Source organism: Shimia sp. FJ5, assembly GCF_032918335.1.
Classification (GTDB): Bacteria; Pseudomonadota; Alphaproteobacteria; order Rhodobacterales; family Rhodobacteraceae; genus Shimia; species Shimia aestuarii_A.
The window spans coordinates 167,393-193,233 of the sequence record NZ_JAWJUV010000004.1; the positions used below are offsets into that span (position 1 = coordinate 167,393).

General features: G+C 61.2%; 30 protein-coding genes. 16 read left to right on the top strand and 14 right to left on the bottom strand.

Annotated elements, in window-relative coordinates; all coding sequences use genetic code 11:
- Positions 1–111: 111 nt before the first annotated feature.
- A complete protein-coding gene (locus R1W01_RS13770) occupies positions 112–1,032 on the top strand; it encodes a manganese-dependent inorganic pyrophosphatase (protein ID WP_297755897.1) in 921 nt (306 codons plus the stop codon).
- Between the two features lie 54 nt (positions 1,033–1,086).
- On the opposite strand, the gene R1W01_RS13775 is transcribed toward R1W01_RS13770, so the two are convergent.
- Together R1W01_RS13775 and R1W01_RS13780 are read right to left on the bottom strand one after the other, a co-directional pair.
- A complete protein-coding gene (locus R1W01_RS13775) occupies positions 1,087–1,344 on the bottom strand; it encodes a hypothetical protein (protein WP_317275284.1) in 258 nt (85 codons plus the stop codon).
- 525 nt (positions 1,345–1,869) lie between these two features.
- Entirely contained in the window at positions 1,870–3,015 is a 1,146-nt protein-coding gene (locus tag R1W01_RS13780; RefSeq protein WP_243613964.1) for an acyl-CoA dehydrogenase family protein, read from the bottom strand.
- Positions 3,016–3,209: 194 nt separating this feature from the next.
- On the opposite strand from R1W01_RS13780, the gene R1W01_RS13785 reads away from it, so the two are divergent.
- The 10 genes from R1W01_RS13785 (at position 3,210) to R1W01_RS13830 (ending at position 11,521) form a co-directional block, all read left to right on the top strand.
- Positions 3,210–4,085, top strand: a complete 876-nt coding sequence (locus R1W01_RS13785; protein WP_297755899.1) for a TIGR01459 family HAD-type hydrolase — start codon at positions 3,210–3,212, stop codon at positions 4,083–4,085.
- 102 nt (positions 4,086–4,187) lie between these two features.
- Positions 4,188–4,631, top strand: a complete 444-nt coding sequence (locus R1W01_RS13790; RefSeq protein ID WP_243613962.1) for a MaoC family dehydratase — start codon at positions 4,188–4,190, stop codon at positions 4,629–4,631.
- Positions 4,632–4,749: 118 nt separating this feature from the next.
- Positions 4,750–5,682: a bifunctional riboflavin kinase/FAD synthetase gene (locus tag R1W01_RS13795; RefSeq protein ID WP_297755902.1), complete on the top strand. Its 933-nt coding sequence runs from the start codon at positions 4,750–4,752 to the stop codon at positions 5,680–5,682.
- Complete coding sequence (locus R1W01_RS13800) at positions 5,679–6,155, top strand: YcgN family cysteine cluster protein (RefSeq protein ID WP_297755904.1); 477 nt, start codon at positions 5,679–5,681, stop codon at positions 6,153–6,155. The genes R1W01_RS13795 and R1W01_RS13800 overlap by 4 nt, the downstream gene beginning before the upstream one ends.
- On the top strand, positions 6,155–7,198 hold the full coding sequence (locus tag R1W01_RS13805) for a threonine aldolase family protein (protein WP_297755906.1): 1,044 nt from the start codon (positions 6,155–6,157) through the stop codon (positions 7,196–7,198). The genes R1W01_RS13800 and R1W01_RS13805 overlap by 1 nt, the downstream gene beginning before the upstream one ends.
- Positions 7,199–7,210: 12 nt before the next feature.
- Positions 7,211–7,864, top strand: coding sequence for a DUF2161 domain-containing phosphodiesterase (locus R1W01_RS13810; RefSeq protein ID WP_297755986.1), 654 nt, complete (start codon positions 7,211–7,213; stop codon positions 7,862–7,864).
- Between the two features lie 201 nt (positions 7,865–8,065).
- The gene (locus tag R1W01_RS13815; protein ID WP_297755908.1) at positions 8,066–8,353 is read left to right on the top strand and encodes a co-chaperone GroES; all 288 of its coding nucleotides are present in this window, start codon (positions 8,066–8,068) and stop codon (positions 8,351–8,353) included.
- 40 nt (positions 8,354–8,393) lie between these two features.
- Entirely contained in the window at positions 8,394–10,034 is a 1,641-nt protein-coding gene (gene groL, locus R1W01_RS13820) for a chaperonin GroEL (protein ID WP_243613957.1), read from the top strand.
- A gap of 149 nt (positions 10,035–10,183) precedes the next feature.
- Positions 10,184–11,017 carry a DMT family transporter gene (locus R1W01_RS13825; RefSeq protein ID WP_297755909.1) on the top strand — a complete coding sequence of 278 codons (834 nt, stop codon included), beginning with the start codon at positions 10,184–10,186 and terminating at the stop codon, positions 11,015–11,017.
- Between the two features lie 36 nt (positions 11,018–11,053).
- The gene (locus R1W01_RS13830; RefSeq protein ID WP_297755910.1) at positions 11,054–11,521 is read left to right on the top strand and encodes a GNAT family N-acetyltransferase; all 468 of its coding nucleotides are present in this window, start codon (positions 11,054–11,056) and stop codon (positions 11,519–11,521) included.
- Here R1W01_RS13830 and R1W01_RS13835 read toward each other — a convergent pair.
- A complete protein-coding gene (locus R1W01_RS13835; RefSeq protein ID WP_297755912.1) occupies positions 11,497–11,967 on the bottom strand; it encodes an NUDIX domain-containing protein in 471 nt (156 codons plus the stop codon). The genes R1W01_RS13830 and R1W01_RS13835 overlap by 25 nt on opposite strands.
- 59 nt (positions 11,968–12,026) lie before the next feature.
- Between R1W01_RS13835 and R1W01_RS13840 the strand changes: the two genes are divergently transcribed.
- Together R1W01_RS13840 and R1W01_RS13845 are read left to right on the top strand one after the other, a co-directional pair.
- Complete coding sequence (locus R1W01_RS13840; RefSeq protein WP_243613953.1) at positions 12,027–12,770, top strand: alpha/beta fold hydrolase; 744 nt, start codon at positions 12,027–12,029, stop codon at positions 12,768–12,770.
- The gene (locus R1W01_RS13845; protein WP_297755914.1) at positions 12,767–13,897 is read left to right on the top strand and encodes an alpha-D-ribose 1-methylphosphonate 5-triphosphate diphosphatase; all 1,131 of its coding nucleotides are present in this window, start codon (positions 12,767–12,769) and stop codon (positions 13,895–13,897) included. Before R1W01_RS13840 ends, R1W01_RS13845 begins: the two co-directional genes overlap by 4 nt.
- Here the strand turns inward: R1W01_RS13845 and R1W01_RS13850 are convergent.
- The 3 genes from R1W01_RS13850 to R1W01_RS13860 all read right to left on the bottom strand — a co-directional run bounded on the left by R1W01_RS13850 (position 13,894) and on the right by R1W01_RS13860 (position 15,775).
- Entirely contained in the window at positions 13,894–14,970 is a 1,077-nt protein-coding gene (locus R1W01_RS13850) for a 5-(carboxyamino)imidazole ribonucleotide synthase (RefSeq protein WP_297755915.1), read from the bottom strand. The genes R1W01_RS13845 and R1W01_RS13850 overlap by 4 nt on opposite strands.
- The gene (gene purE, locus R1W01_RS13855) at positions 14,963–15,451 is read right to left on the bottom strand and encodes a 5-(carboxyamino)imidazole ribonucleotide mutase (RefSeq protein WP_243613950.1); all 489 of its coding nucleotides are present in this window, start codon (positions 15,449–15,451) and stop codon (positions 14,963–14,965) included. Before purE ends, R1W01_RS13850 begins: the two co-directional genes overlap by 8 nt.
- Before the next feature lie 99 nt (positions 15,452–15,550).
- The gene (locus R1W01_RS13860; protein ID WP_243613949.1) at positions 15,551–15,775 is read right to left on the bottom strand and encodes a YdcH family protein; all 225 of its coding nucleotides are present in this window, start codon (positions 15,773–15,775) and stop codon (positions 15,551–15,553) included.
- A gap of 155 nt (positions 15,776–15,930) precedes the next feature.
- On the opposite strand from R1W01_RS13860, the gene R1W01_RS13865 reads away from it, so the two are divergent.
- Positions 15,931–16,344: an Hsp20 family protein gene (locus tag R1W01_RS13865; RefSeq protein WP_243613948.1), complete on the top strand. Its 414-nt coding sequence runs from the start codon at positions 15,931–15,933 to the stop codon at positions 16,342–16,344.
- A gap of 2 nt (positions 16,345–16,346) precedes the next feature.
- On the top strand, positions 16,347–16,574 hold the full coding sequence (locus R1W01_RS13870) for a DUF1150 family protein (RefSeq protein ID WP_243613947.1): 228 nt from the start codon (positions 16,347–16,349) through the stop codon (positions 16,572–16,574).
- A gap of 10 nt (positions 16,575–16,584) precedes the next feature.
- On the opposite strand, the gene R1W01_RS13875 is transcribed toward R1W01_RS13870, so the two are convergent.
- From R1W01_RS13875 to trxB, 4 genes are all read right to left on the bottom strand, one after another.
- The gene (locus R1W01_RS13875) at positions 16,585–17,304 is read right to left on the bottom strand and encodes a glycosyltransferase family 10 domain-containing protein (RefSeq protein WP_297755919.1); all 720 of its coding nucleotides are present in this window, start codon (positions 17,302–17,304) and stop codon (positions 16,585–16,587) included.
- A 194-nt stretch (positions 17,305–17,498) separates the two neighbouring features.
- A complete protein-coding gene (locus R1W01_RS13880) occupies positions 17,499–18,617 on the bottom strand; it encodes a glycosyltransferase family 10 domain-containing protein (protein WP_297755921.1) in 1,119 nt (372 codons plus the stop codon).
- A gap of 107 nt (positions 18,618–18,724) precedes the next feature.
- Positions 18,725–20,803, bottom strand: coding sequence for a bifunctional sulfate adenylyltransferase/adenylylsulfate kinase (locus R1W01_RS13885; protein WP_297755923.1), 2,079 nt, complete (start codon positions 20,801–20,803; stop codon positions 18,725–18,727).
- Positions 20,804–21,095: 292 nt separating this feature from the next.
- Positions 21,096–22,040: a thioredoxin-disulfide reductase gene (gene trxB, locus R1W01_RS13890; RefSeq protein WP_243613944.1), complete on the bottom strand. Its 945-nt coding sequence runs from the start codon at positions 22,038–22,040 to the stop codon at positions 21,096–21,098.
- A 214-nt stretch (positions 22,041–22,254) separates the two neighbouring features.
- Between trxB and R1W01_RS13895 the strand changes: the two genes are divergently transcribed.
- Entirely contained in the window at positions 22,255–22,755 is a 501-nt protein-coding gene (locus R1W01_RS13895; protein WP_243613943.1) for an Lrp/AsnC family transcriptional regulator, read from the top strand.
- A 77-nt stretch (positions 22,756–22,832) separates the two neighbouring features.
- Here the strand turns inward: R1W01_RS13895 and R1W01_RS13900 are convergent, their stop codons facing one another.
- The 4 genes from R1W01_RS13900 to lgt all read right to left on the bottom strand — a co-directional run bounded on the left by R1W01_RS13900 (position 22,833) and on the right by lgt (position 25,834).
- Complete coding sequence (locus R1W01_RS13900; RefSeq protein ID WP_243613942.1) at positions 22,833–22,976, bottom strand: hypothetical protein; 144 nt, start codon at positions 22,974–22,976, stop codon at positions 22,833–22,835.
- 155 nt (positions 22,977–23,131) lie between these two features.
- Entirely contained in the window at positions 23,132–23,890 is a 759-nt protein-coding gene (gene pgeF, locus R1W01_RS13905; RefSeq protein WP_297755987.1) for a peptidoglycan editing factor PgeF, read from the bottom strand.
- The gene (locus tag R1W01_RS13910) at positions 23,887–24,948 is read right to left on the bottom strand and encodes a class I SAM-dependent methyltransferase (protein WP_297755927.1); all 1,062 of its coding nucleotides are present in this window, start codon (positions 24,946–24,948) and stop codon (positions 23,887–23,889) included. Before R1W01_RS13910 ends, pgeF begins: the two co-directional genes overlap by 4 nt.
- Complete coding sequence (lgt, locus tag R1W01_RS13915) at positions 24,941–25,834, bottom strand: prolipoprotein diacylglyceryl transferase (protein WP_297755929.1); 894 nt, start codon at positions 25,832–25,834, stop codon at positions 24,941–24,943. Before lgt ends, R1W01_RS13910 begins: the two co-directional genes overlap by 8 nt.
- Positions 25,835–25,841: the final 7 nt, after the last annotated feature.

A 25,841-nucleotide genomic window follows, 5' to 3' on the forward strand; every position in this document is an offset into this window, starting at 1 on the left:
GCGGGGCTTTTTGTCCTTCCCTCCTGATCCGGCCAAGCGGGGCGTGACAAGACGCCCCGTCGCCCCTATAACGCGCGCAAATTCTCCCCGTTCGATGAAGGACTATTGCTCATGACCACCCTCGTTTTCGGCCACAAGTCGCCCGATACCGATTCCACCGGCTCGCCCATCATCTGGGCGTGGTATCTGAACGAAATCAAAGGCGTCGCTGCCAAGCCCGTCCTGCTTGGCGAGCCGAACACCGAAGCCGCCTTCGTGATCGAGAAATGGGGCTTTGAAAAGCCCGAGATCATCAGCGAGGTCGCCGCCGATACCCCGGTCGTCATCGTCGACACCAACAACCCCGCCGAGCTTCCCGAGGCGATCAACGACGCTGATATCACCGCCATCATCGACCACCACAAGCTCGTCGGTGGCCTTGAAACCAAGGGCCCGATCGACATCACCATCCGTCCGCTCGCCTGCACCGCGACGATCATGTATGATCTGATGGGCGACGATGCCGACAAGATGCCCGACAATATCAAGGGCGCGATGCTCTCCTGCATCCTCTCCGACACGCTTGAGTTCCGTTCGCCGACCACGACAGACGTGGACAAGGCGCTGGCCGAAAAGCTCGCCTCGGAACTGAACATCGACCTTGGCCAATATGCCTCCGAGCTTTTCGAAGCCAAATCCGACATCTCGGCCTTCTCGGATGCCGAACTGATCCGCATGGACTCGAAAGAATACGAAGTCGACGGCACCAAGTTCCGCGTCTCCGTGCTTGAGACCACCGCGCCGAAACTCGTCCTTGACCGCAAAGCGAGCCTGATGACTTCCTTTGCCGATGTCGCGAAAGAAGACGGTGTGGATGAAGTCCTGCTCTTCGTCGTCGACATTCTCAACGAAGAAGCGACCCTCTTCGTGCCGAACGACCTCGTCAAAGGCGTCGCCGAGAAGAGCTTTGGTGCCACTGTCGACGGCGACAGCGTCGTCCTCCCCGGCATCATGTCGCGTAAGAAACAGATCATCCCGAACCTCAAGGTCTGATCGCTTCTGAGATAGGTAATCAAAAAGGGCGCCCCTCACGGCGCCCTTTTTCTTTCAGAGAGAAATCGCCGTGAGCCATTCACTCCCCGCAGGGCGGTATTCACCATAGGTGCGCAATAGGCGCAAAACGGCGGGCATATGGGACGCGCCATAAACCACCGAGATCGACATTTCCCGGTCGTGATTTTCTTCAAGCAATCCAAGCAGAAGACTGCAAAGCCGGTCATCGCGTAGCCGTCGAATAGGTCCGGCCAGATCATAGCCGGGCGTGCCCCATTCGAAGGCGCTGGCCCGGCTTGCCTTGTCGTTCAAAGATGAGACCCCGCTCACCAACGACTGTCGACTAAGCCTTAGACGGTGCCTCAGCCCCACAAATGCTGACCTCTGAGGCGCCGCAAACCGAAGCCAGAGGGGCAAGTCTCTCCAAGCGGCCTCAAACTCATCCCCGCTTAAATCTGCATTCAACACCCGACATCCTGGCGGGGGAGTGGGAAACCTTGGCTGCAGGACGAGCCCCAGATTTTCCAGATCGATCCATCGATAAGAACGCGTCAAACGTCGAACCATCGGAGACTGAATGCCTTCTGTCAAAACCACATCTGCTTTGCAGGCCTGCGCGTAAACCGTTTCATAGAAGTCAGGTTCGCCGATATGAACCATCGGAAATAGGGTCACGACAGGGCGTTTTGAGCCGCTGGCCATACGATGCCGGGCAGATCGCAGGCCGATAATCGAACTTTCAATCAATTGCATGCAAAGGGAACGCGAGAAAACAGATGTGTGGGCAAACCTTCATATCCTGACATTCTTCAATAGGCAAAGCGGCTAGCCATTGCCCTAGATCCGTTTCGCCACTTCCTCGAGCATGACCTCGGTCGCGCCGCCGCCAATTGCCTGCACGCGCGCATCGCGGGCCATGCGTTCGATGGCCATGCCGCGCAGGTAGCCCGCGCCGCCGTGGAATTGCAGGCAGTCATACATGACGTCATTGACCAACTCACCGCAGAGCGCCTTGAGCATCGAGACCTCGCGCACCACGTCCTCGCCATTGGCATCGCGCGCCGCGACTTGGTAGACGAAGGCCCGCGCCGCCGAGACCCGTGCCGCGAGCATCGCCATGCGCTGCCGGATCGCCTGTTTCTCCCACAGCGGTGCGCCGAAGGCTTTGCGCTCTTTCACATAGTCGAGGGTCAGGTCGATGGCCGCCTGCGCCTCGCCCACGGCCATGGCGGCGATGACGATGCGCTCGTTCTGAAAGTTCTGCATGATGGCGTAAAAGCCGCGCCCTTCCTCACCGAGGACGTTTTCGACCGGAACGCGCACGTCTTGAAAGCTGAGTTCTGCCGTATCAGACGAACGCCAACCATGTTTGTCGAGCGCACGGCTCACGGTGAAGCCGTCCATGCCCTTCTCAAGCAGAAACATGGTCACTGACTGGCTCGCCGGGCCGTCGCGGTCGGTCTTGGCGGCGACACAGTAGAGATCGGCATGCACCCCGTTGGTGATGAACATCTTGGAGCCGTTGAGGACGTAGTGATCCCCTTCGCGGCGGGCAAAGCTACGGATGCCTTTGACGTCAGATCCTGCGCCGGGTTCGGTCACGCCGACGGCGACGATCTTCTTGCCGGCGATCACGTCCGGCATATGGGCGGCGCGCTGTGCCTCGCTGCCCGCGTTGTAGAGGTGGACCGAGGCCATATCCGTGTGCACCAGCGCCGTGATGGCAAAGCCCGAATAGGTCGAGCGGCCAAGTTCTTCGGCAAGCACGGCGGTGGCGCGTGTGTCCATCTCGCTGCCGCCATAGTCGGCCGGATAGCGGATGCCGAAAAAGCCGAGGTCGCCCATCTCGCGCAGGATGGCGCGCGGGACCATGCCGTCTTCTTCCCAGGCGTCTGCCACGGGTTTGACCCGCTCGGTCACAAAGCGGCGGATCTGGTCGCGCAGAAGGCTGTGCTCCTCGCCAAGAAATAGGTGCTGTTCCATGGTGTTGTCCTCCCCTTCGGCACGGTTTCATGGTCGCTGTGCCCCTGTCCAGCGCGACGTTGCGCCGCCGCAGTGCAGCACTGACGCAATACCGACGTGATACCGACGCGATACAGACCCCGGTTTTCACTGGTATCGCTGCGCCCGCTTTGTCATACCTTGCGCCACCAGCGACAGGCCAACAGGACCCTCCCATGACCGAGATCATCTCTGCCCTTTCCGACGTTTCCGACCGCTACGAGGCGCTTTTCGTGGACCTCTGGGGCTGTGTGCACAATGGGGTCACGGCCTATCCCGAGGCGGTGGCCGCGTTGCAGGCCTATCGCCGCAAGGGTGGCATCGTGGTGCTTGTGACCAACTCGCCCAAACCCCGCGCTGGGGTGGCGGTGCAGATGGCCAAATTCGGCGTGCCCGATGACGCCTATGATACGATCGCGACCTCTGGGGATTCGGCCCGCGCCGCGATGTTTACCGGCGCCGTGGGCGAGAAAGTCTATTTCATGGGTGAATGGGAACGGGATGAGGAGTTCTTCCAACCCCTTGAAGTCATTGACAACCCTGTCGAGATCACCCGCGTTCCGCTGGCCGAGGCAGAGGGGATCGTCTGTTGCGGGCCGTTCGATCCGATGGCCGATCCGGCGGTGAACCGGCCCGATTTCCTTTATGCCAAGACCAAGGGGTTGAAGCTCCTTTGTGCCAATCCCGATATCGTCGTGGATCGGGGAGAGGTGCGCGAGTGGTGCGCCGGGGCGCTGGCGCGTCTTTATACCGAGATGGGCGGCGAAAGCCTCTATTTCGGCAAGCCGCACCCGCCGATCTATGACCTCGCCCGCCGCCGGTTGGCCGCGCTCGGCAAGGATATTCCCGCGGCCTCGATCCTCGCCATCGGCGACGGCGCCCAAACCGACATCCGCGGCGCCATGGGCGAAGATATCGATTCGCTTTTCATCACCGGCGGCCTCGCCGCCGAAGACACCCAAACCGCCCACCAACCCAACAAAGACGCGCTAGAGGCTTATCTTGAAAAGGAAAAAGTCGCTCCGAACTTTAGTATCGGACAGCTCCGCTAGACGATTGGGGGTTGATTTTCTGCGTTTGCAAAGTAATAAAGTTGCGAAACGCGGCCTGCGGCTGCTTGAAAATTACACGAACAACCAAAGCCGGAGGGCGGAATGTTGGATAACCTGCCACGCGGAACGATCTGCATCGAAGACATCGAGATGGGCATGTCCCGTTACCTTCAGAAGGTCGTGACCGACGAAGATATCGAGATGTTCGCGCAGGTCTCGACCGACAGGAACCCCGTGCACCTTGACGATGACTATGCCAACGACACGATCTTTGAGGGCCGCATTGCGCATGGGATGCTGACGGCAGGTCTCATCTCGGCGGTGATCGGCGAACAGCTTCCGGGCCACGGTACGGTCTATATGGGGCAGACGCTCAAATTCCTCGCACCTGTGCGCCCTGGTGACACGGTCTATGCCGAGGTCAAGGTCATCGACATCGAACACGCCAAGCGCCGCGTGAAGCTTGATTGCCACTGCTCCGTTGATGGCAAGAAGGTTCTTATTGGCGAGGCCACCGTGCTGGCGCCGTCGCGCAAGTTCGACTGATCCAGCGCCGCAGTCATGCAAAGGGCCGTCCCAAGGGGCGGCCTTTTTTGTGGGCTGGCGACTGCACTGCCGTCGCGCCCCTCTTGCACAGTCCGAAGCAACGGGCTACCTCCGCTGCATGCGGATCATTCGGGATTATCAATTCGTAGCCGAGGAAGACCGGGGCGCCAGTGCGGCGATCGGGAATTTCGACGGTGTGCATCTCGGGCATCGCTCGGTGATCGATCTGGCGCGCGACGCCGGACAGGGGGCACCGCTTGGTGTCATGACCTTCGAACCGCATCCGCGCGAGTTTTTTGCGCCCGACGCCCCGCCGTTTCGCCTGACCAGCGCCGAGACGCGCGCCCACCGCCTTGAAAAGATCGGTGTTGAGCGCCTCTATGAGCTGCCGTTCAACGCGACGCTCTCGTCGCTCACACCCGAGGAATTCGCCCGCGATGTGATCCATGAAGGGCTTGGCCTTAAACATGTCGTCGTCGGTGCGGATTTCTGTTTCGGCAAGGGCCGGGCAGGATCGGCGGAGGATCTCGTGACCTTGGGCAAGCGCCTTGGTTTTGGGGTCAGTATCGCACCGCTCCTCAAGGGGGAGGGGGGGCAGGTGTCCTCGACCGCGATCCGCAAAGCACTGAGCGACGGGCGGCCGCGCGATGCGGCGGCGATGCTCGGTCACTGGCACCGGATCGACGGGCCGGTGATCGGCGGCGCGCAGCGGGGCCGAGACCTCGGCTTTCCGACCGCGAACATGTCCATCGACGGGCTGCATCCGCCGAAGTTCGGCGTCTATGCGGTGCTCGTTGATGTGCTCGACGGGCCGCATAAGGGCAATTACATGGGGGCGGCCTCCATCGGGGTGCGGCCGATGTTCGGCAAGAACCGGGCCAATATCGAAACCCACCTTTTCGATTTCTCCGGTGATCTCTACGGCACGCCGCTTTCTGTCGGGCTGATCGACTTCCTGCGCCCGGAATGGAAATTCGAGAGCCTCGAGGCACTGGTTGCGCAGATTGATGCGGATTGCCAGCAATGCCGCGAGATTCTGGCCAAGCTATGAGCGATCCCGATCCGATCGAACGCGGCGGATTTAAGCCCCGCTTCTGGGAGCGCAAACCGCTTTCCAAGATGTCCCGCGCGGAATGGGAGGCGCTTTGCGATGGGTGCGGGCGCTGTTGCCTAAACAAGCTTGAAGATGGCGATACGGGCGAGGTTGCTCTGACCCGTGTGGCGTGTCGCTTGCTTGATGACGAGAGCTGTCGCTGTGCGCAGTATGATATCCGCCATCAGTTCGTGCCGGAATGCATTGTCCTGTCGCCGAAGAATATCGAAAGCCATGCTTACTGGATGCCACGCACCTGCGCTTATCGGCTGCTCTGGGAGGGCAAGCCGCTCTATGATTGGCACCCGCTGATCTCCGGCACGCCGCAATCCGTGCATGACGCGGGGATCTCGGTGCAGGGCTGGACAGTGTCCGAATTTGAAGTGCACGAAGACGAGTGGGAAGACCATATTATCGAGGAGATCACCTGATGTTTTTTGCCTCTGACAATGCGGGTCCGGCGCATCCGGCGATCATGGACGCGCTGGCAAAGTCGAACGAAGGCTATGCGCCTCCTTATGGTGCCGATCCGATCATGGACGAGGTGCGCCAACAGATCCGAGAGATTTTTGAGGCACCGGAGGCGGCGGTCTATCTTGTTGCGACGGGCACCGCGGCGAACTCGCTTGCATTGGCGACGCTGTGCCAGCCATTCGAGACGGTGTTCTGCGCGCCCGTGGCGCATATCCATGAGGACGAATGCAACGCGCCGGAATTCTACACCGGCGGGGCCAAGCTTACGCTGGTGGGGGATGCCGACAAGATGACGCCCGCGAGCTTGCGCGCGTCGATCGAGGCAGAGGAAAGTCGCGGCGTGCATGGCCCCCAACGCGGCCCGGTGTCGATCACGCAGGTGACCGAGCGTGGCACGGTCTATAGCGTCGAAGAGTTGACCGCGCTGTGTGGTGTGGCCAAGGAGTTCGGCCTGCCGGTACATCTTGACGGTGCGCGTTTTGCCAATGCGCTTGTAGCGCTTGGTTGCACCCCTGCCGAGATGACATGGAAAGCGGGTGTTGACGCGGTGAGCTTCGGCGGCACCAAGAATGGCTGTGTCGGGGTCGAGGCGGTGATCTTCTTTGATCCGGCGAAGGCCTGGGAATTCGAACTGCGCCGCAAGCGTGGGGCGCATCTCTTTTCCAAGCATCGTTATCTCTCGGCCCAGATGAACGCCTATCTGAAGGATGATCTCTGGCTCGAAAGCGCGCGCCGGGCGAATGCGAACTGCGCGCGTCTCGCCGAGGGCCTGCGCGACGCGGGTGTCACGTTCACTTACCCGCCCGAGGCGAACACCGTATTCTGCACCTTCCCGCGGGCCATTCATCAGCGCCTGTTTGATGCAGGTGCGGCCTATAATGTTTGGTCCGGATCTCTTGAAGGCACAGACCCTGACGAGTTGCTCGAGGCGCGGTTCGTCTGTGAATGGTCGATAGAGGCGGCTGAGATTGACCGCTTCGTCGGATTCTTCCGGGAGTAAGCGGTGGCCCCCTTGCGCGAAACCGACCTCTATGCGCCGATCAAGGCGTGGCTCGAGGCGCAGGGGTTCGAGGTCAAGTCCGAGGTGGGCGCGGTCGATGTCATGGCGCGCCGGGGGGACGACGATCCGGTTATCGTCGAGTTGAAGACCGGGTTCACGCTCAAGCTTCTGCAGCAGGCCGTCGCGCGCCAGAGTATCAGCGATTGGGTCTATGTCGCGGTGCCGCGCTGGTCGGGTAAGGCGGCATGGCGCATGTTTAAGGGCAATGTGGGGCTGTGTAAGCGGCTTGGCATCGGGGTTCTGTCGGTGCGGCTCGAGGATGGGCATGTGCAGGCGCATTGCGATCCGGTTGAGTTTCGGCCGCGCAAATCCAAGCCCCGTAAAGGTGCGCTCTTGAAAGAGTTCGATCGCCGCCGGGGCGATCCCAACGCGGGCGGCACGCGAGGCGCGATTACAACGGCCTACAAGCAAGAAAGCCTGCGCTGTGCTGCCTATCTGGCCGAACACGGGGCGAGCAAGGGCGCGGATGTGGCCAAAGGCGCCGAGGTTGCGGCGGCAACGCGGATGATGCGGGACAACCATTTGGGTTGGTTCGTGAAAGTGGCGATCGGGGTCTATGACCTTGGCCCAGAAGGGCAGGCGGCCCTTGCTGCATCGCAGCAATGAGGCCAAGGGCAAGCTGTTGAGAACCAAGGTTTTTCGCTACCCGCCAAAGGCCCCTCAAATTCCGCTCAAAAAAGTCGCGCGATCTGGTTGACTCGGGTTTGTGGCCCTCCTAACTATGCGCTGTTAGCACTCGCCGACAGGGAGTGCTAACGACTCCGCTGAGGAGTCAGGGAGACAAATTTAGTTAGGGAAACCTAGACAATGGCACTTACACCTCTGCATGACCGCGTGCTGGTTCGTCGCGTTGAAAGCGAAGAGAAGACCGCAGGCGGCCTCATCATCCCCGATAGCGCAAAAGAAAAGCCCGCCGAGGGCGAAATCGTTGCCGTGGGCGCTGGCCTGCGTGACGACGACGGCGACCGCATCGCGCTCGACGTGAAAGCGGGCGACCGCGTTCTGTTCGGCAAATGGTCGGGCACCGAAGTTTCCGTCGACGGCGAAGAGCTGCTGATGATGAAAGAATCCGACATCATGGGCATCCTGTCCTGATCGTCTGACCCCATCCAAGAATTCAAAGAGGTAAAGCACAATGGCTGCTAAGGACGTAAAGTTCGACACAGACGCCCGTAATGCAATGCTGCGCGGCGTGAACATTCTCGCAGATGCCGTTAAGGTCACCCTCGGCCCGAAAGGCCGTAACGTGGTTCTCGACAAATCCTTCGGCGCACCCCGCATCACCAAAGACGGTGTTTCGGTTGCCAAGGAAATCGAGCTTGAGGACAAGTTCGAAAACATGGGCGCGCAGATGGTGAAAGAAGTCGCCAGCCGCACCAACGACGAAGCCGGCGACGGCACCACCACCGCGACGGTTCTGGCTCAGGCCATCGTCAAGGAAGGCCTCAAGCAGGTTGCAGCGGGTCTTAACCCGATGGACCTCAAGCGCGGCATCGACATGGCAACCGCCAAGGTTGTCGCAGGCATCCGTGAGATGGCGCGCGAAGTCAAAGACTCCGCAGAAGTCGCTCAGGTCGGCACCATCTCCGCCAACGGCGAATCCGAGATCGGTCAGCAGATCGCAGACGCGATGCAGAAAGTCGGCAACGAAGGCGTGATCACCGTCGAAGAGAACAAAGGCCTCGAGACCGAGACCGTTGTCGTCGAAGGCATGCAGTTCGACCGCGGCTACCTTTCGCCCTACTTCGTGACCAACACCGACAAGATGGTTGCAGAGCTCGACGACTGCCTCGTCCTGCTGCACGAGAAGAAACTCTCGTCGCTTCAGCCGATGGTTCCGCTTCTCGAGCAGGTCATCCAGTCGCAGAAACCGCTCCTCATCATCGCTGAGGACGTGGAAGGCGAAGCGCTCGCGACCCTCGTGGTCAACAAGCTGCGCGGCGGCCTCAAGATCGCAGCCGTCAAGGCACCGGGCTTCGGCGATCGCCGCAAAGCCATGCTGCAGGACATCGCGATCCTCACTGGCGGTCAGGTCATCTCGGAAGATCTCGGCATGAAGCTCGAGAATGTCACCATGGACATGCTCGGCTCGGCCAAGACCATCAACATCACCAAAGACGAAACCACCATCGTCGACGGTGCTGGCGAGAAGGCAGAGATCGAAGCGCGTGTCGCTCAGATCCGCAACCAGATCGAAGAAACCACCTCTGACTACGACCGTGAGAAGCTGCAAGAGCGCGTTGCCAAACTGGCAGGCGGTGTTGCTGTGATCCGCGTCGGCGGCATGACCGAAGTCGAAGTGAAAGAGCGTAAGGACCGTGTGGACGATGCTCTGAACGCGACCCGCGCAGCCGTGCAGGAAGGCGTGATCGTTGGCGGCGGTGTTGCCCTCGTTCAGGCTGGCAAGACCCTCGAAGGTCTCGAAGGTGCGAACCCCGATCAGAACGCCGGTATCGCCATCGTGCGCCGTGCGCTCGAAGCGCCGCTGCGCCAGATCGCTGAGAACGCAGGCGTCGACGGGGCCGTTGTTGCGGGCAAAATCCGCGAGTCGGAAGAAAGCTCCTTCGGCTTCAACGCGCAGACCGAAGAATATGGCGACATGTTCGCATTTGGCGTGATCGACCCGGCCAAAGTGGCCCGTACCGCTCTGGAAGATGCGGCATCGGTTGCTGGCCTGCTGATCACCACCGAGGCGATGGTTGCCGACAAGCCGGTCAAAGACGCACCGGCCGGTGGCGGCATGCCCGACATGGGCGGCATGGGCGGCATGATGTAATCACGCCGTTCCATCCGGAACACTCAAAGGGTCGCCTCCGGGCGGCCCTTTTTCTTTGCGGTGGCGTCACGTCGGGCGCTTGTGCGGGTTGCATGGCGCCGCAGCCTCGCGCAGGTTGTCTGCCTTGGACATTCTCACCCGGACCACCCATGAAGTTGCTTCTCCTGACCGCCCTGACCATGGCCGCCTTTGCGGCCAACTCGGTTCTCAATCGCCTTGCGCTCGCTGATGGCGCAATGAGCGCAGAGGCGTTCGGTGTCCTGCGCCTCGTGTCCGGCGCGGTGATGCTCCTCGTGCTGCTGGCATTGCGGCGACAAGAGATCTCACTCGGCGGGTGGCGCAGGGTTTGGCCCGTTGCGGCGCTTCTTGCCTATATCTTTGGTTTTTCCACCGCCTATGCCGCCCTCGCGCCGGGCTTTGGCGCGCTCATCCTGTTCTCGGTCGTGCAGGCCACAATGTTCCTTGGGGCGCTCGTTGCGCGCGAAGACGTTCCCCCGGCGCGCTGGGCCGGGGCGGGGCTTGGCCTAATCGGTCTAGCGTGGCTCTTGTGGCCGGTGGGAGGCGTGGTCCTGTCTTGGCCCCACATCTTTGCGATGGCAGTGGCGGGGATCGGCTGGGGCCTCTATTCGCTTTTCGGACGTCGCGCGGGCGATCCGCTTCAGGCCACGGCGCTCAACTTCGCCTTCGCGGCAATTGTCGCTGTGATCTGGTTGCTGATGAGTGGTGGTCTTGAGACCTGGCCGCTCAAGGGGGTGATCCTTGCCGCGGTGTCAGGCGCGATCACCTCCGGCCTCGGATACGCGCTTTGGTACCATATCTTGCCTGCACTCGGCGCCACGCGCGCCGCCGTGGCGCAGTTGAGCGTTCCGGTGATTGCATTGGCGGGTGGGGCGCTTCTCGTCGATGAACCTCTGACACTGCGTTTCGCGCTCGCCTCGGTGCTCGTCATGGGGGGCGTGCTTCTTTCCTTGCGGCGGGGCTGACTTGTTGCGCCGGGCGGATGGCCCTAGTGTCGCGCCATGATTATTCGTGGATATGGTCCCAAGGACGAGCCCAAGGTGCGCGACGTTGTGAAACGCGCTTTTGGACAGGATGATGAGGCGGTGCTTGTCTCGGCGCTGCGCCAAGGCGGGCATATGGCGCTCGAGCTTGTGGCCGAGGATCGCGGGCGGATCGTCGGGCATGTGGCACTTTCAAGGATGGAGGCGCCTGACGGGTGGCTCGCCCTCGCGCCGGTCTCTGTGGATCCGAAACGCCAGAAGAAAGGCATAGGGTCGGCGCTCTGCCAGATGGCCGTGGACTATGCCAATGCGCCGGTCGTGGTACTTGGCGATCCGGCGTATTACGCGCGGTTCGGGTTCGACTATGAGCGTGCGGCGAAGCTCCAGACGCCGTTTCCCGTTGTCTATACGGGTCTCTACGCGCCCAAGCTCGACATGGCGCAGCCCGAGGAGACCTTGCGCTATGCGCCGCCCTTCGGGGCCTGACGGGGCTTCACCAAGAGCTCCAGCGGATCATACGTGATCCCATCCTTGCCCCAAGCCACATCCGGCAAGCTGTCGGGTTTGAAACGAATCCCGGCCATCTCATTGCGCGCAAAGAACCGTCGCCGCGTGACGATTGCCTCAGGGTCTTGCCAACTGTCGTCGAGCGCACCTTCTGTGATCGTGCACCGGAAATAGAGATCGACCTGATGGAAGTGATCCTCGGGGTTGTGAAACTCGTTCACGAGGCACGGCGCGCCCACCGCGATCCGAAGCCCGGTTTCCTCCCACACCTCCCGCGCGAGGTTCTCGGGCAGGGAGGCGTTCTTCTCAACCCCTCCGCCGGGCGCGCACCAAAGATCATCAACCTCGCCGGGAAACGCATTCACGAGCAAAAGGCGATCCTCCTGAATGATAAGCGCGCGCACGGCGAGGCGAGGGGAGAGCATGGGCGGTTTCCTCTTGGACAGGGCTTTTGTAGACGCCCAACAGGGCCTATCTCAATAGGATGCGTCTCTTCGTCTTCATATTGGCCCTGATTCCGGGTCCGGCACTGGCCGATTGCGTGATCCTGCTACACGGATTGGCGCGCACCGAGGCGAGCTTTGTCGTGATGGAGGCCGCGCTGCGCCGCGAAGGGTATGATGTGGTGCGTCCGGGCTATCCCTCGACCAAGGCCGAGGTGCAGGCGCTGATCGACCCGCTCTTGCCCAAGGCCGTGGCGCAATGCGGAGAGGGCAAGGTGCATTTCGTCACCCATTCCATGGGCGGCATCCTGACCCGGCTCTGGCTTTCGCAGAACAAGCCCGAAACCCTTGGGCGCGTGGTGATGCTCGGCCCGCCCAACAAGGGTACGAAACTGGTCGACGAGATGACCGCCTGGGGCAAAGAGGTCGCGATCTGGGGCGAGGCGTTCGAATGGTTCAACGGTCCGGCTGGGGCTCAGTTGGGCACGGACGGTCTCCCATCTCATCTGCCGCCGGTTGATTTTGAGCTTGGCATCATCGCCGGGAACCGCTCACTCAACCCCATCACTTCGATGATTGTGCCGGGCGCCGATGATGGCAAGGTCTCGGTCGCGTCCACACGTGTCGCGGGGATGGCGGATCATATCGTGTTGCCGGTGACCCATACTTTCATGATGAACAATCCGCATGTGATCGCCGAGACCATGTATTTCCTTGCCCATGGCCGGTTTCATCACGATATGTCCTTCGGGGATGTGCTTTCCGGGGGACGAGGCGGACGATGAAATTCTGTAACGCGACACTTCTTGCGCCCGATGGCTTTGTTTCGGGCGATATCGCGCTTGTTGAAGGCAAGATCGCCGAGGATGGCGATGGACGTGAGATCGACCTCGCGGGGCTTTGGGTCTTGCCGGGGATGATCGATCTGCATGGCGATGGGTTCGAGCGCCATATCGCACCGCGACGCGGGGCGCTCAAGGATCTCTCACCGGGGCTTCATGCCGCCGATGCAGAGCTTGCCTCAAGCGGCATTACCACAGCTATGTTGGCGCAGTTCTTCTCGTGGGAAGGTGGTATGCGCGGCCCCGATTTTGCCGAGCGGTTCGCTACGGCCCTGCGGGAAGAGCCGGGGCTTCTCACCGATATGAAGCTGCAATTGCGTCTCGAGACCCATCTCCTCGAGGACTACGCGCGCTTCGAGGCGCTGGTGGAGAGCAGCGGCGCGCCTTACGTCGTTTTCAATGATCACGTTCCACATGATGCGCTGGCCAAGGGCAAACGCCCCCCGCGCCTTACTGGGCAGGCGCTTAAGGCCGGCCGCAACCCAGAAACGCACCATGCTCTCCTGCAATCTCTGCACGACAATCGCGACGCGGTGCCCGAGGCCGTGAGCGCGCTTGCATCGCGGCTTGCCGCGAAGGGCATCTTTCTCGGGAGCCACGATGACAACTCAGCCGAGCAGCGCGCCGAGTGGCGCGTGCGAGGCGCACGTCTCTCCGAGTTTCCGGAAACGCGAGAGGCCGCTGCGGCGGCTAAGGCGGCGGGGGATGCCGTGGTGCTTGGGGCGCCGAATGTAGTGCGGGGCAATTCTCACAAGGGCAACGTCTCGGCGACCGATCTCCTGCGTGAGGGACTCGGAGATGCGATTGCCTCGGACTATCATTACCCGGCGATGCGCCAAGCCGTGTCCCGGCTCGTGGCGCAAGATATCCTGCCGTTTGAGGCCGCTTGGAAGCTCGTCTCCGAGGGGCCAGCCGATGTTCTGGGGTTTGCGGACCGAGGGCGCATCGAGATCGGCAAACGTGCCGATCTCGTGGTGATGGACCCGGAGACGGGGCGCATCGGCGCGACCTTCGTTGCGGGCAAGATCGCCTTTATGGCCGGGCCAATCGCGGCCCGGTTCCTGAGTTAATCCGCTTTCGGGCGAATGCGATTCACATGGCCCATCTTTCGGCCCGGTTTGGCTTCGGCCTTGCCGTAGAGGTGCAGCGCGGTATCGCCACTGCGCAGGATCTGTGGGATTTGCGCAAGGTCGTCGCCAATCAGGTTTTCCATCACGACATTGGCATGGCGCTGACCATCGCCGAGCGGCAGGCCGGTCACGGCGCGGATATGCTGTTCAAACTGATCGACGGCACAGCCGTTTTGCGTCCAGTGCCCCGAATTGTGCACACGCGGCGCGATCTCGTTCACGACAAGCCCTTGGCCCGTCACGAAAAGCTCGACCCCCATAACGCCGACATAGTCGAGCGCGTTGAGGATGTTGGCGGCCAGAAGCACCGCGTCCATCCGCTGTGAGGCGGTGAGGGTCGCAGGCACGGTCGTGGTGCGCAGGATGCCGTCGCGATGCACGTTCTCGCCGGGATCAAAACAGGCGACGTCGCCGGAAAGGCCGCGCGCCGCGATGACAGACACTTCGTGGCTGAAATCGACAAACCCCTCAAGAAGGGCCGGAGCGCCTGCCATGTCCTTGATGGCGCTGGCAAGGTCGTCGGTACTCTTGATGCGCGCCTGCCCCTTGCCGTCATAGCCAAAGCGACGAGTCTTGAGGATCGCGGGCGCGCCGATCTGCGCGACGGCCGCCTCGAGCTCTTCAAGGGTCTCGACGGCGGCATAAGGTGCGGTTCTGAGGCCGAGCCCTTGCAGAAAGTCTTTTTCGGTAAGGCGGTCCTGGCTCACGCGGAGCGCCTCGCGGCCCGGACGGATCGGGCGATGCGCCTCAAGAATGTCGAGCGCCGAGGTCGGGATGTTCTCGAACTCATAGGTGATGACGTCGACCGATTCGGCGAAACGCTTGAGCGCCTCGGCGTCCTCGTAGGAGGCAGTGGTCACCGTATCGGCGACCTGCCCGGCGGGCGGGTTGGCGCCCGGCTCGAAGATATGCGTGATATAGCCAAGGCGCGACGCCGCGACCGAAAGCATCCGGCCAAGTTGGCCTCCGCCAAGAATACCAATGGTGCTGCCGAGGGGGAGGGTGTCAGTCATCTTGCGGCTCGTCGGGAATAGAAGCGGAAAGGGCCTCGCGCCACGCATCAAGGCGCTCTGCAAGGGCGGGATCGGAGGTGGCGAGAATACCCGCGGCCATCAACCCGGCATTGGCCGCGCCCGCCGCACCGATTGCCATGGTCGCGACCGGAAAGCCCTTGGGCATCTGGACGATGGAATAAAGGCTGTCGACACCGGAAAGCGCCTTGGTCTGGACCGGCACGCCGACGACCGGCACACGGGTCTTGGAGGCCATCATGCCCGGAAGGTGCGCCGCGCCGCCCGCACCGGCGATGATGACCTTGAGACCGCGGCCTGCGGCCTCCTTGCCATAGGACCAAAGTCGGTCCGGCGTGCGGTGCGCCGAGACGATCTTGGCCTCGTAAGCGATGCCAAGTTCATCGAGAATATCGGCTGCGAGTTTCATGGTCGGCCAGTCCGATTGGCTCCCCATGATGATTCCAACTTCTATGTCGCTCATTTCTGCCTCTGACGCCTTGAAAATAGGGTTTATAGACGATGCGGCGCGCGGCGCAATGCAACAGGGCAAGAAACCGTCATGTCGCGCTCCGGTCCGGGATCAGGCGATGATATCGGGGGTCAGGCGGTCTTCGATCTGTGAGATGATATCCTTGAGGCGAAGTTTCTGTTTCTTCAGCCGCTGGATCGTCAACTGATCGCCCGTTCCGCGTTCACTCAGGGCATGAATCGCCTCGTCGAGGTCGCGGTGTTCCTGCCGGAAGACTTCCAGCTCCACACGCAACACGTCATCGGTTTTCATGGACAGATCACGGGGGGCGTTCATCTTCGGATTTCCTGAGACTCGTCAGGCCTCTAACATAGCGAATAGCATCCTTGCTGCAAAGCCCTTGCAGTCCTCGCGCGGCTTTCCCATATTTACCTGAACGGGTCGCCATAACGGGGCCTGTTCTGGACTGTCGCTTACGCAAGGACGTGTCGATGAGCAAACTGACTCTCAATGCCTACCCGAACATGCTCGGGTTCGAGCAACTGGAACGCCTCTTGGAACGCACCGCAAAATCGGGCAACGAAGGCTATCCGCCCTACAATATCGAACAAACTTCGGATTTCTCCTATCGCATCACGCTGGCAGTGGCCGGCTTTAGCGAAGCAGACCTGTCGATCACCGTGGAAGACCGCCAACTCGTGATCCGGGGCCGCCAACAGGATGACGACGATGGCCGCATCTTCCTGCATCGCGGAATCGCCGCCCGCCAGTTTCAGCGCAGCTTCGTGCTCGCCGATGGCGTGGAGGTGGGCGACGCCATCATGGAAAACGGATTGCTACACGTAGACCTGAGCCGCACCCGGCCGGAAACCGTTGTACAAACCATAGAGATCAGGACGAAGTAACCATGTATACCGAATACGATTTTGGCCAAGAAGATCAGAACCGGATCGTCTATGTCCGCGAAGTCGCGGTGGACGATCTGCCCGAAGAAGTCCGCGATCAAGCCGAAGGCGCAGAGGTGCTCTATGCCGTGCATTCCGCCGATGGCGAGCGCCTCGCGCTTGTGAAAGAGCGCAACCTTGCCTTTGTTCTCGCGCGTCAAAACGATTTCGCGCCGGTCGCGGTGCATTGAGGCGACAGCTCTAGCCCTCCTGTCGTGCCGCTTCGATAATCGCTTCGGCTGCGCGCTTTTCCGTAGCTCCGAACCAAGCGGCCTTGGGCTTTACCCTGCGCAGTGCGGGAAGCATCTCTTCGAAGCGCTCCGCTGATGCGGACCGCACTGCTGCCTTGATGTCTTCTGCGCTGTTACAAATGATCATGGCATCCGTGTCGAGATAGTGCGCGATATTGGGGCAGCCGTAGTAGATCGGGATGCTCTCGCAGAGGATCGAGTCGATGAGCTTCTCGGTGAAATAGTCGGGCTCTTGCGCGTTCTCGATCACGACCGAGAACATATAGGGCGCGTGCCCATCCGATTTTTCATCGAACGGTTTATAGCCGCCGCCGATCGTATCGAGCGCCATCTCCGGATGTGCCTGCGCCCAATCCGCAATCTCGTGGCGCACATGGTGCCCCGGCTGCGTGCGTTTCGAAGATGCGATGAGAGAGGTCATCTTTGACTTGGTCGTATCGAGCGTTTCCCAGTTCGGCACCCATGTGCTGCCGAAGGGGAATTGGATGCCGTTTGGGATCGCGGAGATCAGTGGCGCATAAGCGCTCAGCACCCGGAAGAACCGCCTGTGGAATCGCAGAAGCTTTGTCAGGTGCCTTTCATGCACGATCTTCGGTTCGACAACGAGGACAGAGACGCGGGCTTTCGTTCCGAATCCGGGCCGGTAGTAGGATGTGCTGCGCGGATACATCAGAAGGTGATCTGAAGCAGAAAGATCTCGGAGTCCTTTACCGACAAGGTCCTCTGGTTGTCCAAGCGGCCAGTTGAGGGCGTTGAGAGGGTATCGAGACGGGTTTAAGCCGAGCTTCGCAGCGTGAGGAAGAACAGCAACCGTTGGTTTTCTATCCGACATCTTCGTCCTGTCTTTCTTGGCCCGGTCGGGCTTTATTTGTTCTCGAGTTTGCGCAGCTTGCGTTGTCGGCGGCGTGTTTTGGCCGCATCTAGTCGATCCCGCAGCCCCGCTGTGCGAAGTTCAATTCCTTTGTCAAAGAGCATCAACGTATTGCGCAAGGCCCATTGTCCAACGCTGCCGCGCGCGCCCTTCTCGGGCCACAAACTGCGCTCTGATTTGAGATAGAGGATATTTGATCTGTCTCCGGCGGGCTGGGCCGTCAGATCGCGTGCCAGATGCACGAGTTGATGGGCGATATTCTGTTCCGTCAGGATCGTTTGGCGGGCAGTGGCAATCGCGTTGCGCTCCCTGTCCCAGAGACCGGATTGCACCGCCTGTACGATCTGTTCTGCCGCTTGCCGGGGGTCGTCCAGATCGAGATAGGAAAAGCTCAAAGCCGGGAAATACTCTTCGACATTCGTCGCCCCGGCATAGAACGGATAGGCCCAGCATAGGTAGGGATCGGCGAGCTTTTCCGTCCATGTGTCGGGACCATGGCTGTTCTCGAGCGCGATATGGTATTTGCACGGCTCAAGGGCGAGGCGCTTGTCGTCAACGCTCTTATGTCCGCGCCCATAGATCTCAAGATGCTCCGGGATCTTCTCGATGAGTGCATCGAGAAAGGCGATCCGCTTCTGGTGGTACTCGGTGAAGCTCTTGTTGGAGGTCACGACCGAAACCTTGTTGCGCTTTGGCGGGGGGGCAAGGTTCGAGAAATAGTCATATCCCCGGAAATGCTCGATCTCCCAAGGTTTGGAGAAATCAATGCCCGCGAACCAGTACCAGCAGGGTGCGGTCTTCCATTGTCGTGTCCCGAGAGGTTTGTCCGTCGCCGACAGGACGATGCCAAACTGGTTGAGATAGCGGGCCGAGTAGGGATGAATTGCGTCCGGCTCTGCTGCGATGAAGGCGGTGCGCGCTTTGGGGAGCGTGGTCGCGATCGTGTAGGAGGCGCGGTTGAACGCGATCAGCGCGTCGCAGTCCTTGGGCACATCGAGGCCGAAGCTGAAGGAAAACCCGTCAAGCCTGCCGTCATTCCCGGGAAATTGTTTGAGAAATGCCGCTTCGGGGGCGTCCGTGAAGACATGGACCTTTTGGAGTTCTTGAGGCACCCGGTTCCCTTCCCTCAAGGCATCAGCCATCGTTCAGGAGTGTCCTAGCAGCCAGGAGGACGCGGCACAATAAGATGCCGCGTCCCGTGAGATTGTGTTCACGGCGATCACTGCGCCGCGATGAGGCCCATGCTTTCGAGCTTGAGGATCACCTGATGCGCGCAGTTGTCGACGTCGACATTTTCGGTTTCGACGCTCAGCTCGGGGTTGGCGGGAACGTCATAGGGATCGGAAATCCCGGTGAATTCCTTGATCTTGCCTTCGCGGGCGAGCTTGTAGAGGCCCTTGCGGTCGCGGCGTTCGCATTCTTCGATGGAAGTCGCGACATGGACCTCGATGAAGGCGCCGAACTGTTCGACATCTTCGCGCACCGCGCGACGCGTGGTGGCGTAGGGCGCGATCGGGGCACAGATGGCGATGCCGCCATTCTTCGTGATCTCCGAAGCGACATAGCCGATGCGGCGGATGTTGAGATCGCGGTGTTCCTTCGAGAAGCCAAGCTCGCTCGAGAGGTTCTTGCGCACGATATCCCCATCGAGAAGCGTCACCGGACGGCCCCCCATCTCCATCAGCTTGACCATGAGCGCGTTGGCGATGGTCGACTTGCCGGACCCGGAGAAGCCGGTGAAGAACACGGTAAAGCCCTGCTGCGAACGCGGCGGTTTGGTCTTGCGAAGCTCTTCGACCACCTCGGGGAAAGAGAACCAATCGGGGATTTCGAGGCCTTCCGACAGGCGGCGACGCAGTTCGGTGCCCGAGATGTTGAGGATGGTCACGTCATCCTTGTCCGCGATCTCGTCGATGGCTTCGTACTGGGCGCGTTCCTGCACATAGACCATGTGTTTGAAGTCGACCATTTCGATGCCGATCTCTTCCTGATGCTGGCGGAACAGGTCTTGCGCGTCATAGGGGCCGTAGAAATCTTCGCCTGCCGAGTTCTTGCCGGGGCCTGCGTGGTCGCGGCCAACGATAAAGTGGGTGCAGCCGTGGTTCTTGCGGATCAGGCCGTGCCAGACCGCTTCGCGCGGGCCGGCCATACGCATGGCAAGGTTGAGCAGCGACATGGTCGTGGTCGAACCCGGATACTTGTCGAGTACCGCCTCGTAGCAGCGCACGCGGGTGAAGTGATCCACGTCGCCCGGTTTGGTCATGCCGACAACCGGATGGATGAGAAGGTTGGCTTGCGCTTCTTTCGCGGCGCGGAAGGTGAGTTCCTGGTGCGCACGGTGCAGCGGGTTGCGGGTCTGGAAGGCCACGACCTTGCGCCAGCCGAGTTTGCGGAAATAGGCGCGCAGTTCGTTCGGCGTGTCGCGACGGGCGCGGAAGTCATAGTGGACGGGCTGCTGGATGCCGGTGACCGGGCCGCCGAGATAGACCTTGCCAGCCTGATTGTGCAGGTAGTTGACGGCAGGGTGCGCTTCGTCGTCGGCGCCAAAGACCTTCTCGGCTTCACGCGATTTGTTTGGGGTCCAACGGTCGGTCACGGTCATGGTGCCGAGGATGACGCCTTCTTGATCGCGCAATGCGATGTCCTGACCAAGCTCGAGCGACTCGGCAAAGTCTTCGGACACGTCGAGCGTGATCGGCATCGGCCAGAGCGAGCCATCCGCGAGGCGCATATTTTCGACGACGCTGTCGTAGTCTTCTTCCGACAGGAAGCCTTTCAGCGGGTTGAACCCGCCATTCATCAGAAGCTCCAGATCACAGATCTGGCGCGGCGTCAGGTCATGGCTGACGAGATCGGCGGCTTCGACTTTGAGTTTCTGCGAGCTCTCGTAGGACACGTAGAGTTCGGGGATGGGCGCGAGATTGTTCTGCATGAGTTTTGTCCTGTACTTGAACGGGGAAAGGCCACTGGTCGTGCCGGTCAATTCGGCGTGGAGTGCGTCGTATTCGTCGAATTTGCGGGCGAGGAACTGGTCGGTCAGGCGGAGTTTCTCCGCAGCGCCACGCGCGGTGAGCGCATAGGCAAAGCGTTGTCGCTTGTCCGGCCCGGAACGTTCGGAAATCCTGATCAAACCAGTCTCGGCAGCTGTGCGAAGCTGAGCGTTGAGGCGGCCAAGCGATATGCCAAGCGCCGCTGCCGTGACTCGCTGCGAGGCTTCCGGCGCAAGGTCAAGCTGGCGCAGGAGGCGAAAGAGCTGATCTTGCTCTTCCGGTTTGGATGTCGCGGTGGTCAAGGCCATGGTCTGGGACTCGAGATGTGTTCACGGATGAACGCATTGCATATCTCGCAGGCGCAGAAAAGAAGAAATGACGGCATTTTTAGGGAATCCACCAACGTGGCATGATTATCACAGCCGTTTTCGAGCCCTCAGCAGACACGCATGTCTCGGGCCGTGGGGCGGGATCGGAATGTTGTCTCGAAGGGAGGGAAGAGGGCAGGGAGATGCGCCCAGGTGCGCCCAGCGCGGGGGAAAATCGGTCTTTTCTGACCAAAGGCCGGGGCCGCGCGACCGTTGCGCGGCCCCTGTTGGTTCAATCGTCCTGTTCGGCGAGCCAGCGCTCGGCGTCAAGCGCCGCCATGCAGCCCATGCCCGCCGAGGTCACGGCCTGGCGATACTTGTGATCTGTCAGGTCGCCTGCTGCAAAGACGCCCGGCACCGAGGTTTCGGTGGTGCCTGGCTTCACCGCGACATAGCCGCCATTGTGAAGTTCGAGCGTATCCTTGACCAGTTCGGTCGCCGGCGCGTGCCCAATCGCGACGAAGACACCGGCGCAGGGGATTTCTGTGATCTCGCCGGTCTCCACGTGCTTGACCTTTACACCGGTCACGCCCTTGGGGTTGTCGTCGCCGACAACTTCTTCGAGCGTGTGGAACCACAGCGGTTCGATCTTGGGGTGTTTCTTGAGGCGGTCCTGCAAGATCATCTCGGCGCGCAGTTCGTCACGGCGGTGGATGAGCGTCACCTTGGAGGCGAAATTGGTTAGGAAAAGCGCCTCTTCCACGGCGGTGTTGCCGCCCCCGATCACAACAATCTCTTGTCCGCGATAGAAGAACCCGTCGCAGGTTGCACAGGCCGAGACACCAAAGCCCTTAAAGGCCTCTTCCGACGGCAGGCCGAGCCATTTGGCACGCGCGCCCGTGGCAAGGATCACAGCGTCGGCGGTGATCGTGTTGCCACTATCGCCCTTGGCGGTGAACGGGCGCTTGGACAGGTCGAGGTCGGTGATGATGTCCGAAACGATCTCGCAGCCCATGGCGCGCGCGTGTGCTTCCATGCGCACCATCAGGTCCGGACCTTGCACCTCGGTGTCGCCGGGCCAGTTCTCGACCTCTGTCGTGGTGGTGAGCTGTCCGCCCGGTTCGATCCCCTGCACGAGAATCGGCTCGAGCATGGCGCGGCTCGCATAGACGCCGGCGGTGTATCCCGCAGGGCCCGAGCCGATGATGAGAACCTTGGTGTGTTTCGTGTCGGCCATGAGGCACCTTTCCGTTCTTCAAACTGGGTTGCCGAAAGGATATAGCGATCCGGACCACCGGCGAAAACCCCGATGGCGTCGCAAATTCGCGCCGGTCAAATGTTGGGCGGTCAGGCGAAGCACAATAAAATGATCTTGCGCCTGCGTGAAATAATATTGCGCGTGCGCCGGGCGGTGGTATAAGAACCGAAAATCTGACAGCGAGAGAAACTTCATGCCCGGAACACGGCTCGATCCGATAGATCGTAAAATCCTGGCCGAACTGCAGGCCGATGGCCGCATGACAAATGTCGAACTGGCCAAGCGCGTCGGAATCTCGGCTCCGCCCTGTCTGCGCCGCGTGCGCACGCTTGAAGAGGCGGGGTTCATCCGCGGATATCACGCCGACGTAGACGCACGTGAACTCGGTTTCGAAGTGCAGGTCTTTGCCATGGTTGGCCTCGTAAGCCAGGCCGAGGCGGACCTCGCCACCTTTGAAGAGCGCTGCCGCAACTGGTCGCTCGTGCGCGAGTGTCACATGTTGAATGGCGAAGTGGATTTCATCCTCAAATGCGTCGCCCCGGACCTATCGACCTTCCAGAGCTTTCTCACCGAAGACCTGCTCAAGGCGGACAATGTGGCGAGTGTGAAAACCTCGTTGGTGATCCGTGGTGCCAAGGATGAACCGGGCGTACCGTTCGATGTGCTCGAAGACCGCCTGAGTCGCGACGCCTGATCTTCTGATCCCTGAATTGCAAAGGCCGCGCCCGGATCGTCCGGACGCGGCCTTTTTCGTTGTGCTGCCTGTATGACTTAAGCCGCTTTGACTTCGAGCTCGCCTGCGGTGCGCTTGGCAATGAAAGCCGCTCGGCGCGCGCCACGTGCCCACGGCATGGCCGGAACGTCGGTTTTCGCGCTTGCCGTGATGGATTTGATAAAGCGTGTTTTGCCTGCCATTTGTTTTCTCCTTCGTTCCGAACCCGGGCTGTCTCGCCCGCATTGTTTCTTGATTGAAACCAATGTCGTCCCGAAATGGGGCAGGGATGGGGCGGAACCGGTCTGATTTTAGGAAAATGCCCGGTTCTTTTCGGGGCAGGTGGGTCGTCCCGAGCTCAGAGACGGATGGTCGAGATGAGACGCCCGTAGTCCGCCTCGCCGGCATGGGTCGCGCGGCGATAGGAGAAGAACCGCGCTGGATCCGAATAGGTACAATGGCGGGTCCATTCCGCCGTCCCGACCCCTGCCTTCCGCAGCCGGTGTAAGCCATAGCCCTGAAGATCGAAGAGCATCTTCTCGCCACCATCGCCTGCGAAGAAGCGGCTGTTCTCAACGTCTTCTAGGAGGAAGTCATCCATGAACTCCGGACCAACCTGATAGGCGCGCTGGCTGATCGACGGACCGATCACGGCGGCGGTCCGGTCCCGCTTGGCGCCAAGGGCCTCCATCGCATCAAGCGTCGCCTCGAGGATGCCACCAAGCGCGCCGCGCCATCCGGCATGTGCGGCCCCGATAACGCCCGCCTCGTGGTCTGCGAAAAGCACCGGCTGACAATCGGCGGTCAACACGGCCAGAACGACACCCGGTGTCTTGGTGACCATGGCGTCTGCTTCTGGGCGTGGATCTTGAAGCGGGCCGTCAACCGTGACGACATTGCTGGAATGGGTCTGGTGCACAGAAACAAGGTGCTCCGGTGCGACGTCCATTGCGCCGGCAACCCGGCCCCGATTGATACGCACGATCTCAGATTGATCCGACGACCCGGCACCACAGTTCAATCCCGAGAACACACCCGAAGAGGCTCCGCCCTTGCGGGTAAAAAAGCCATGCCGCAAAGGCGTCAGGCGATCGGATGTCACGATTTCAAGCATCAGGCCTCGAATCCGGGGGGCGGGGTTGCGTCTGTCGGATAGACCGCCAGCGTTTTGAACAGGTTTCCCATTTCCTCCGGGTGCGTCAAGCGGCGATGTGCGGCGATATGGCTTTCAAGCGCCGCCCCGCTGAGCCCCTTGGCGAGCGCTTGGGCGCGGGCCGTGATCCCGAGCCGTTCAAGGAAAACTCCCTGCGGCGTCAGTCGGCTATGGGCCGAGGGCGTGGCGTTGGCGAGCGCCTCGAAATCCACATGCGCCGTAAGGTCCGCCGTACCGGGCGCCTCAAGTGGAGCGACTTTTTCATGCGCGCGCATCGCCTGTAGCGTGTCGCCGAGAGAGCGCCAGTCGCCATAGTCGATTACGATCCCCACGCCACCCTGTGCTTCGATTCGTGTCCCGATGGCGGCCATGATCGGCGCTGCTTGCGGGCAGATTTCCACAAGATCGCCCTCTTGCGTATCCGCGAGACGGTGGTGCAGCGCGGGCTGCGCCAGAAGATCGCCAAGACCGAACCGCAGGCTTTCATCCTCCAGGCCGACCAGACGCTCACGCCACCCCGGTCCACTGCGCAGGAATTGCCGGATCGGTAGCGCATCAAAAAACTCGTTCGCAACGAGGAAAAGCGCTCTGTCCTCGGGAAGGGTGTCGATGCTGTCATGCCATGTGACCTCCTCCCCGAGCGTGGCGCGTTGTGCTGCGCGCAGGGGCGGAGAGGCCTCGACAAGGTGGAGCGTGGCCGCTTCCGTGAATCCCGGCACTGCGCGGGTCGCGCGTAGGATATCGGCCATGAGTGTGCCGCGACCGGGTCCAAGCTCGGCCAGAGCAAACCGCGCCGGATGCCCTTGGTCGAGCCAGCTTTGCGCGAGGCAGAGGCCGATCATCTCGCCGAACATCTGCGAGATTTCCGGCGCAGTGGTGAAGTCGCCCGCGGCGCCAAGGGGATCTCGCGTCGTGTAATAGCCATGCGTCGGATTCAATAGCGCCTCGGCCATGAATTCCGAGACGCGCAGCGGCCCGCCCGCCCGAATCCGCGCCGCGAGATGGGCTTCGAGATCAGACATGGCGGACACGGCGCGCGCGTTGAATGAGCCAGAGCCCAAAAAGGATCATCGGCAGCGACAGGATTTGCCCCATCGTCAGCCCGTAGCCCCCCATTTCAAGCGCGAGGCCAAGCGGGTTGCCTTCGGAAATGAACTGCGGATCGGGCTGGCGCACGAACTCGACAAGGAACCGCGCGACGCCATAGCCCGCAAAGAACACCCCCGCGATGAGGCCCGGCGTCTTGAGCGCCCCGCGCCGGAAGGCGAGGGTGATGAGCAGCGCTCCGAGGATTAGCCCCTCAAGCAGCGCCTCGTAGAGCTGCGATGGATGGCGTGCGCAGATCTCGCCCACGGCTTGGCCGCATTCCTGCGCGTAATAGCCGGGAAAGGCGACGCCCCAAGGCAGGTCGGTTGGTCGCCCCCAAAGCTCGGCATTGATGAAATTGGCAATCCGGCCGAGGAGAAGCCCCGGCGCGACCCCGAGAGACATCGCGTCGGCCAGCGACAGGCGTGATACCTTATGGCGCGCCGACCAGGCCCAGGCCGCGATCACGACACCAAGGAATCCGCCATGGAACGACATGCCCCCTTGCCAAATGACAAGGATTTCCGCGGGGTTCGCGAGGTAATAGGCAGGCTTGTAGAATAGGACATAGCCAAGCCGCCCACCTAGGATCACGCCAAGGATGACCCATGTGAGCAGGTCTTCGCATTGTCGTGCATCCATAGGCGCACCCTTGTCCCCCCAAAGGGCCGGGCGCTTCAAGGCAGCAACGACAAGCCGCCAGCCAAGCAGGATGCCGACGATATAAGCCATCGCATACCAGCGGAGCGCGATCTCAAAGCCAAACAGGCTGAACGCGAAAATTTCGGAGGAGATATCGGGGAAGGGGATCATGGCGCGCATAGGCGAA

Bases quoted from the DNA above. Each gene is read 5' to 3' on its own strand.
- R1W01_RS13770 (WP_297755897.1), top strand. From the start codon at position 112: ATGACCACCCTCGTTTTCGGCCACAAGTCGCCCGATACCGATTCCACC.
- R1W01_RS13780 (WP_243613964.1), bottom strand. From the start codon at position 3,015: ATGGAACAGCACCTATTTCTTGGCGAGGAGCACAGCCTTCTGCGCGAC.
- R1W01_RS13785 (WP_297755899.1), top strand. From the start codon at position 3,210: ATGACCGAGATCATCTCTGCCCTTTCCGACGTTTCCGACCGCTACGAG.
- R1W01_RS13790 (WP_243613962.1), top strand. From the start codon at position 4,188: ATGTTGGATAACCTGCCACGCGGAACGATCTGCATCGAAGACATCGAG.
- R1W01_RS13795 (WP_297755902.1), top strand. From the start codon at position 4,750: ATGCGGATCATTCGGGATTATCAATTCGTAGCCGAGGAAGACCGGGGC.
- R1W01_RS13800 (WP_297755904.1), top strand. From the start codon at position 5,679: ATGAGCGATCCCGATCCGATCGAACGCGGCGGATTTAAGCCCCGCTTC.
- R1W01_RS13805 (WP_297755906.1), top strand. From the start codon at position 6,155: ATGTTTTTTGCCTCTGACAATGCGGGTCCGGCGCATCCGGCGATCATG.
- R1W01_RS13815 (WP_297755908.1), top strand. From the start codon at position 8,066: ATGGCACTTACACCTCTGCATGACCGCGTGCTGGTTCGTCGCGTTGAA.
- groL (WP_243613957.1), top strand. From the start codon at position 8,394: ATGGCTGCTAAGGACGTAAAGTTCGACACAGACGCCCGTAATGCAATG.
- R1W01_RS13825 (WP_297755909.1), top strand. From the start codon at position 10,184: ATGAAGTTGCTTCTCCTGACCGCCCTGACCATGGCCGCCTTTGCGGCC.
- R1W01_RS13830 (WP_297755910.1), top strand. From the start codon at position 11,054: ATGATTATTCGTGGATATGGTCCCAAGGACGAGCCCAAGGTGCGCGAC.
- R1W01_RS13835 (WP_297755912.1), bottom strand. From the start codon at position 11,967: ATGCTCTCCCCTCGCCTCGCCGTGCGCGCGCTTATCATTCAGGAGGAT.
- R1W01_RS13840 (WP_243613953.1), top strand. From the start codon at position 12,027: ATGCGTCTCTTCGTCTTCATATTGGCCCTGATTCCGGGTCCGGCACTG.
- R1W01_RS13845 (WP_297755914.1), top strand. From the start codon at position 12,767: ATGAAATTCTGTAACGCGACACTTCTTGCGCCCGATGGCTTTGTTTCG.
- R1W01_RS13850 (WP_297755915.1), bottom strand. From the start codon at position 14,970: ATGACTGACACCCTCCCCCTCGGCAGCACCATTGGTATTCTTGGCGGA.
- purE (WP_243613950.1), bottom strand. From the start codon at position 15,451: ATGAGCGACATAGAAGTTGGAATCATCATGGGGAGCCAATCGGACTGG.
- R1W01_RS13860 (WP_243613949.1), bottom strand. From the start codon at position 15,775: ATGAACGCCCCCCGTGATCTGTCCATGAAAACCGATGACGTGTTGCGT.
- R1W01_RS13865 (WP_243613948.1), top strand. From the start codon at position 15,931: ATGAGCAAACTGACTCTCAATGCCTACCCGAACATGCTCGGGTTCGAG.
- R1W01_RS13870 (WP_243613947.1), top strand. From the start codon at position 16,347: ATGTATACCGAATACGATTTTGGCCAAGAAGATCAGAACCGGATCGTC.
- R1W01_RS13875 (WP_297755919.1), bottom strand. From the start codon at position 17,304: ATGTATCCGCGCAGCACATCCTACTACCGGCCCGGATTCGGAACGAAA.
- R1W01_RS13885 (WP_297755923.1), bottom strand. From the start codon at position 20,803: ATGGCCTTGACCACCGCGACATCCAAACCGGAAGAGCAAGATCAGCTC.
- trxB (WP_243613944.1), bottom strand. From the start codon at position 22,040: ATGGCCGACACGAAACACACCAAGGTTCTCATCATCGGCTCGGGCCCT.
- R1W01_RS13895 (WP_243613943.1), top strand. From the start codon at position 22,255: ATGCCCGGAACACGGCTCGATCCGATAGATCGTAAAATCCTGGCCGAA.
- R1W01_RS13900 (WP_243613942.1), bottom strand. From the start codon at position 22,976: ATGGCAGGCAAAACACGCTTTATCAAATCCATCACGGCAAGCGCGAAA.
- R1W01_RS13910 (WP_297755927.1), bottom strand. From the start codon at position 24,948: ATGTCTGATCTCGAAGCCCATCTCGCGGCGCGGATTCGGGCGGGCGGG.
- lgt (WP_297755929.1), bottom strand. From the start codon at position 25,834: ATGCGCGCCATGATCCCCTTCCCCGATATCTCCTCCGAAATTTTCGCG.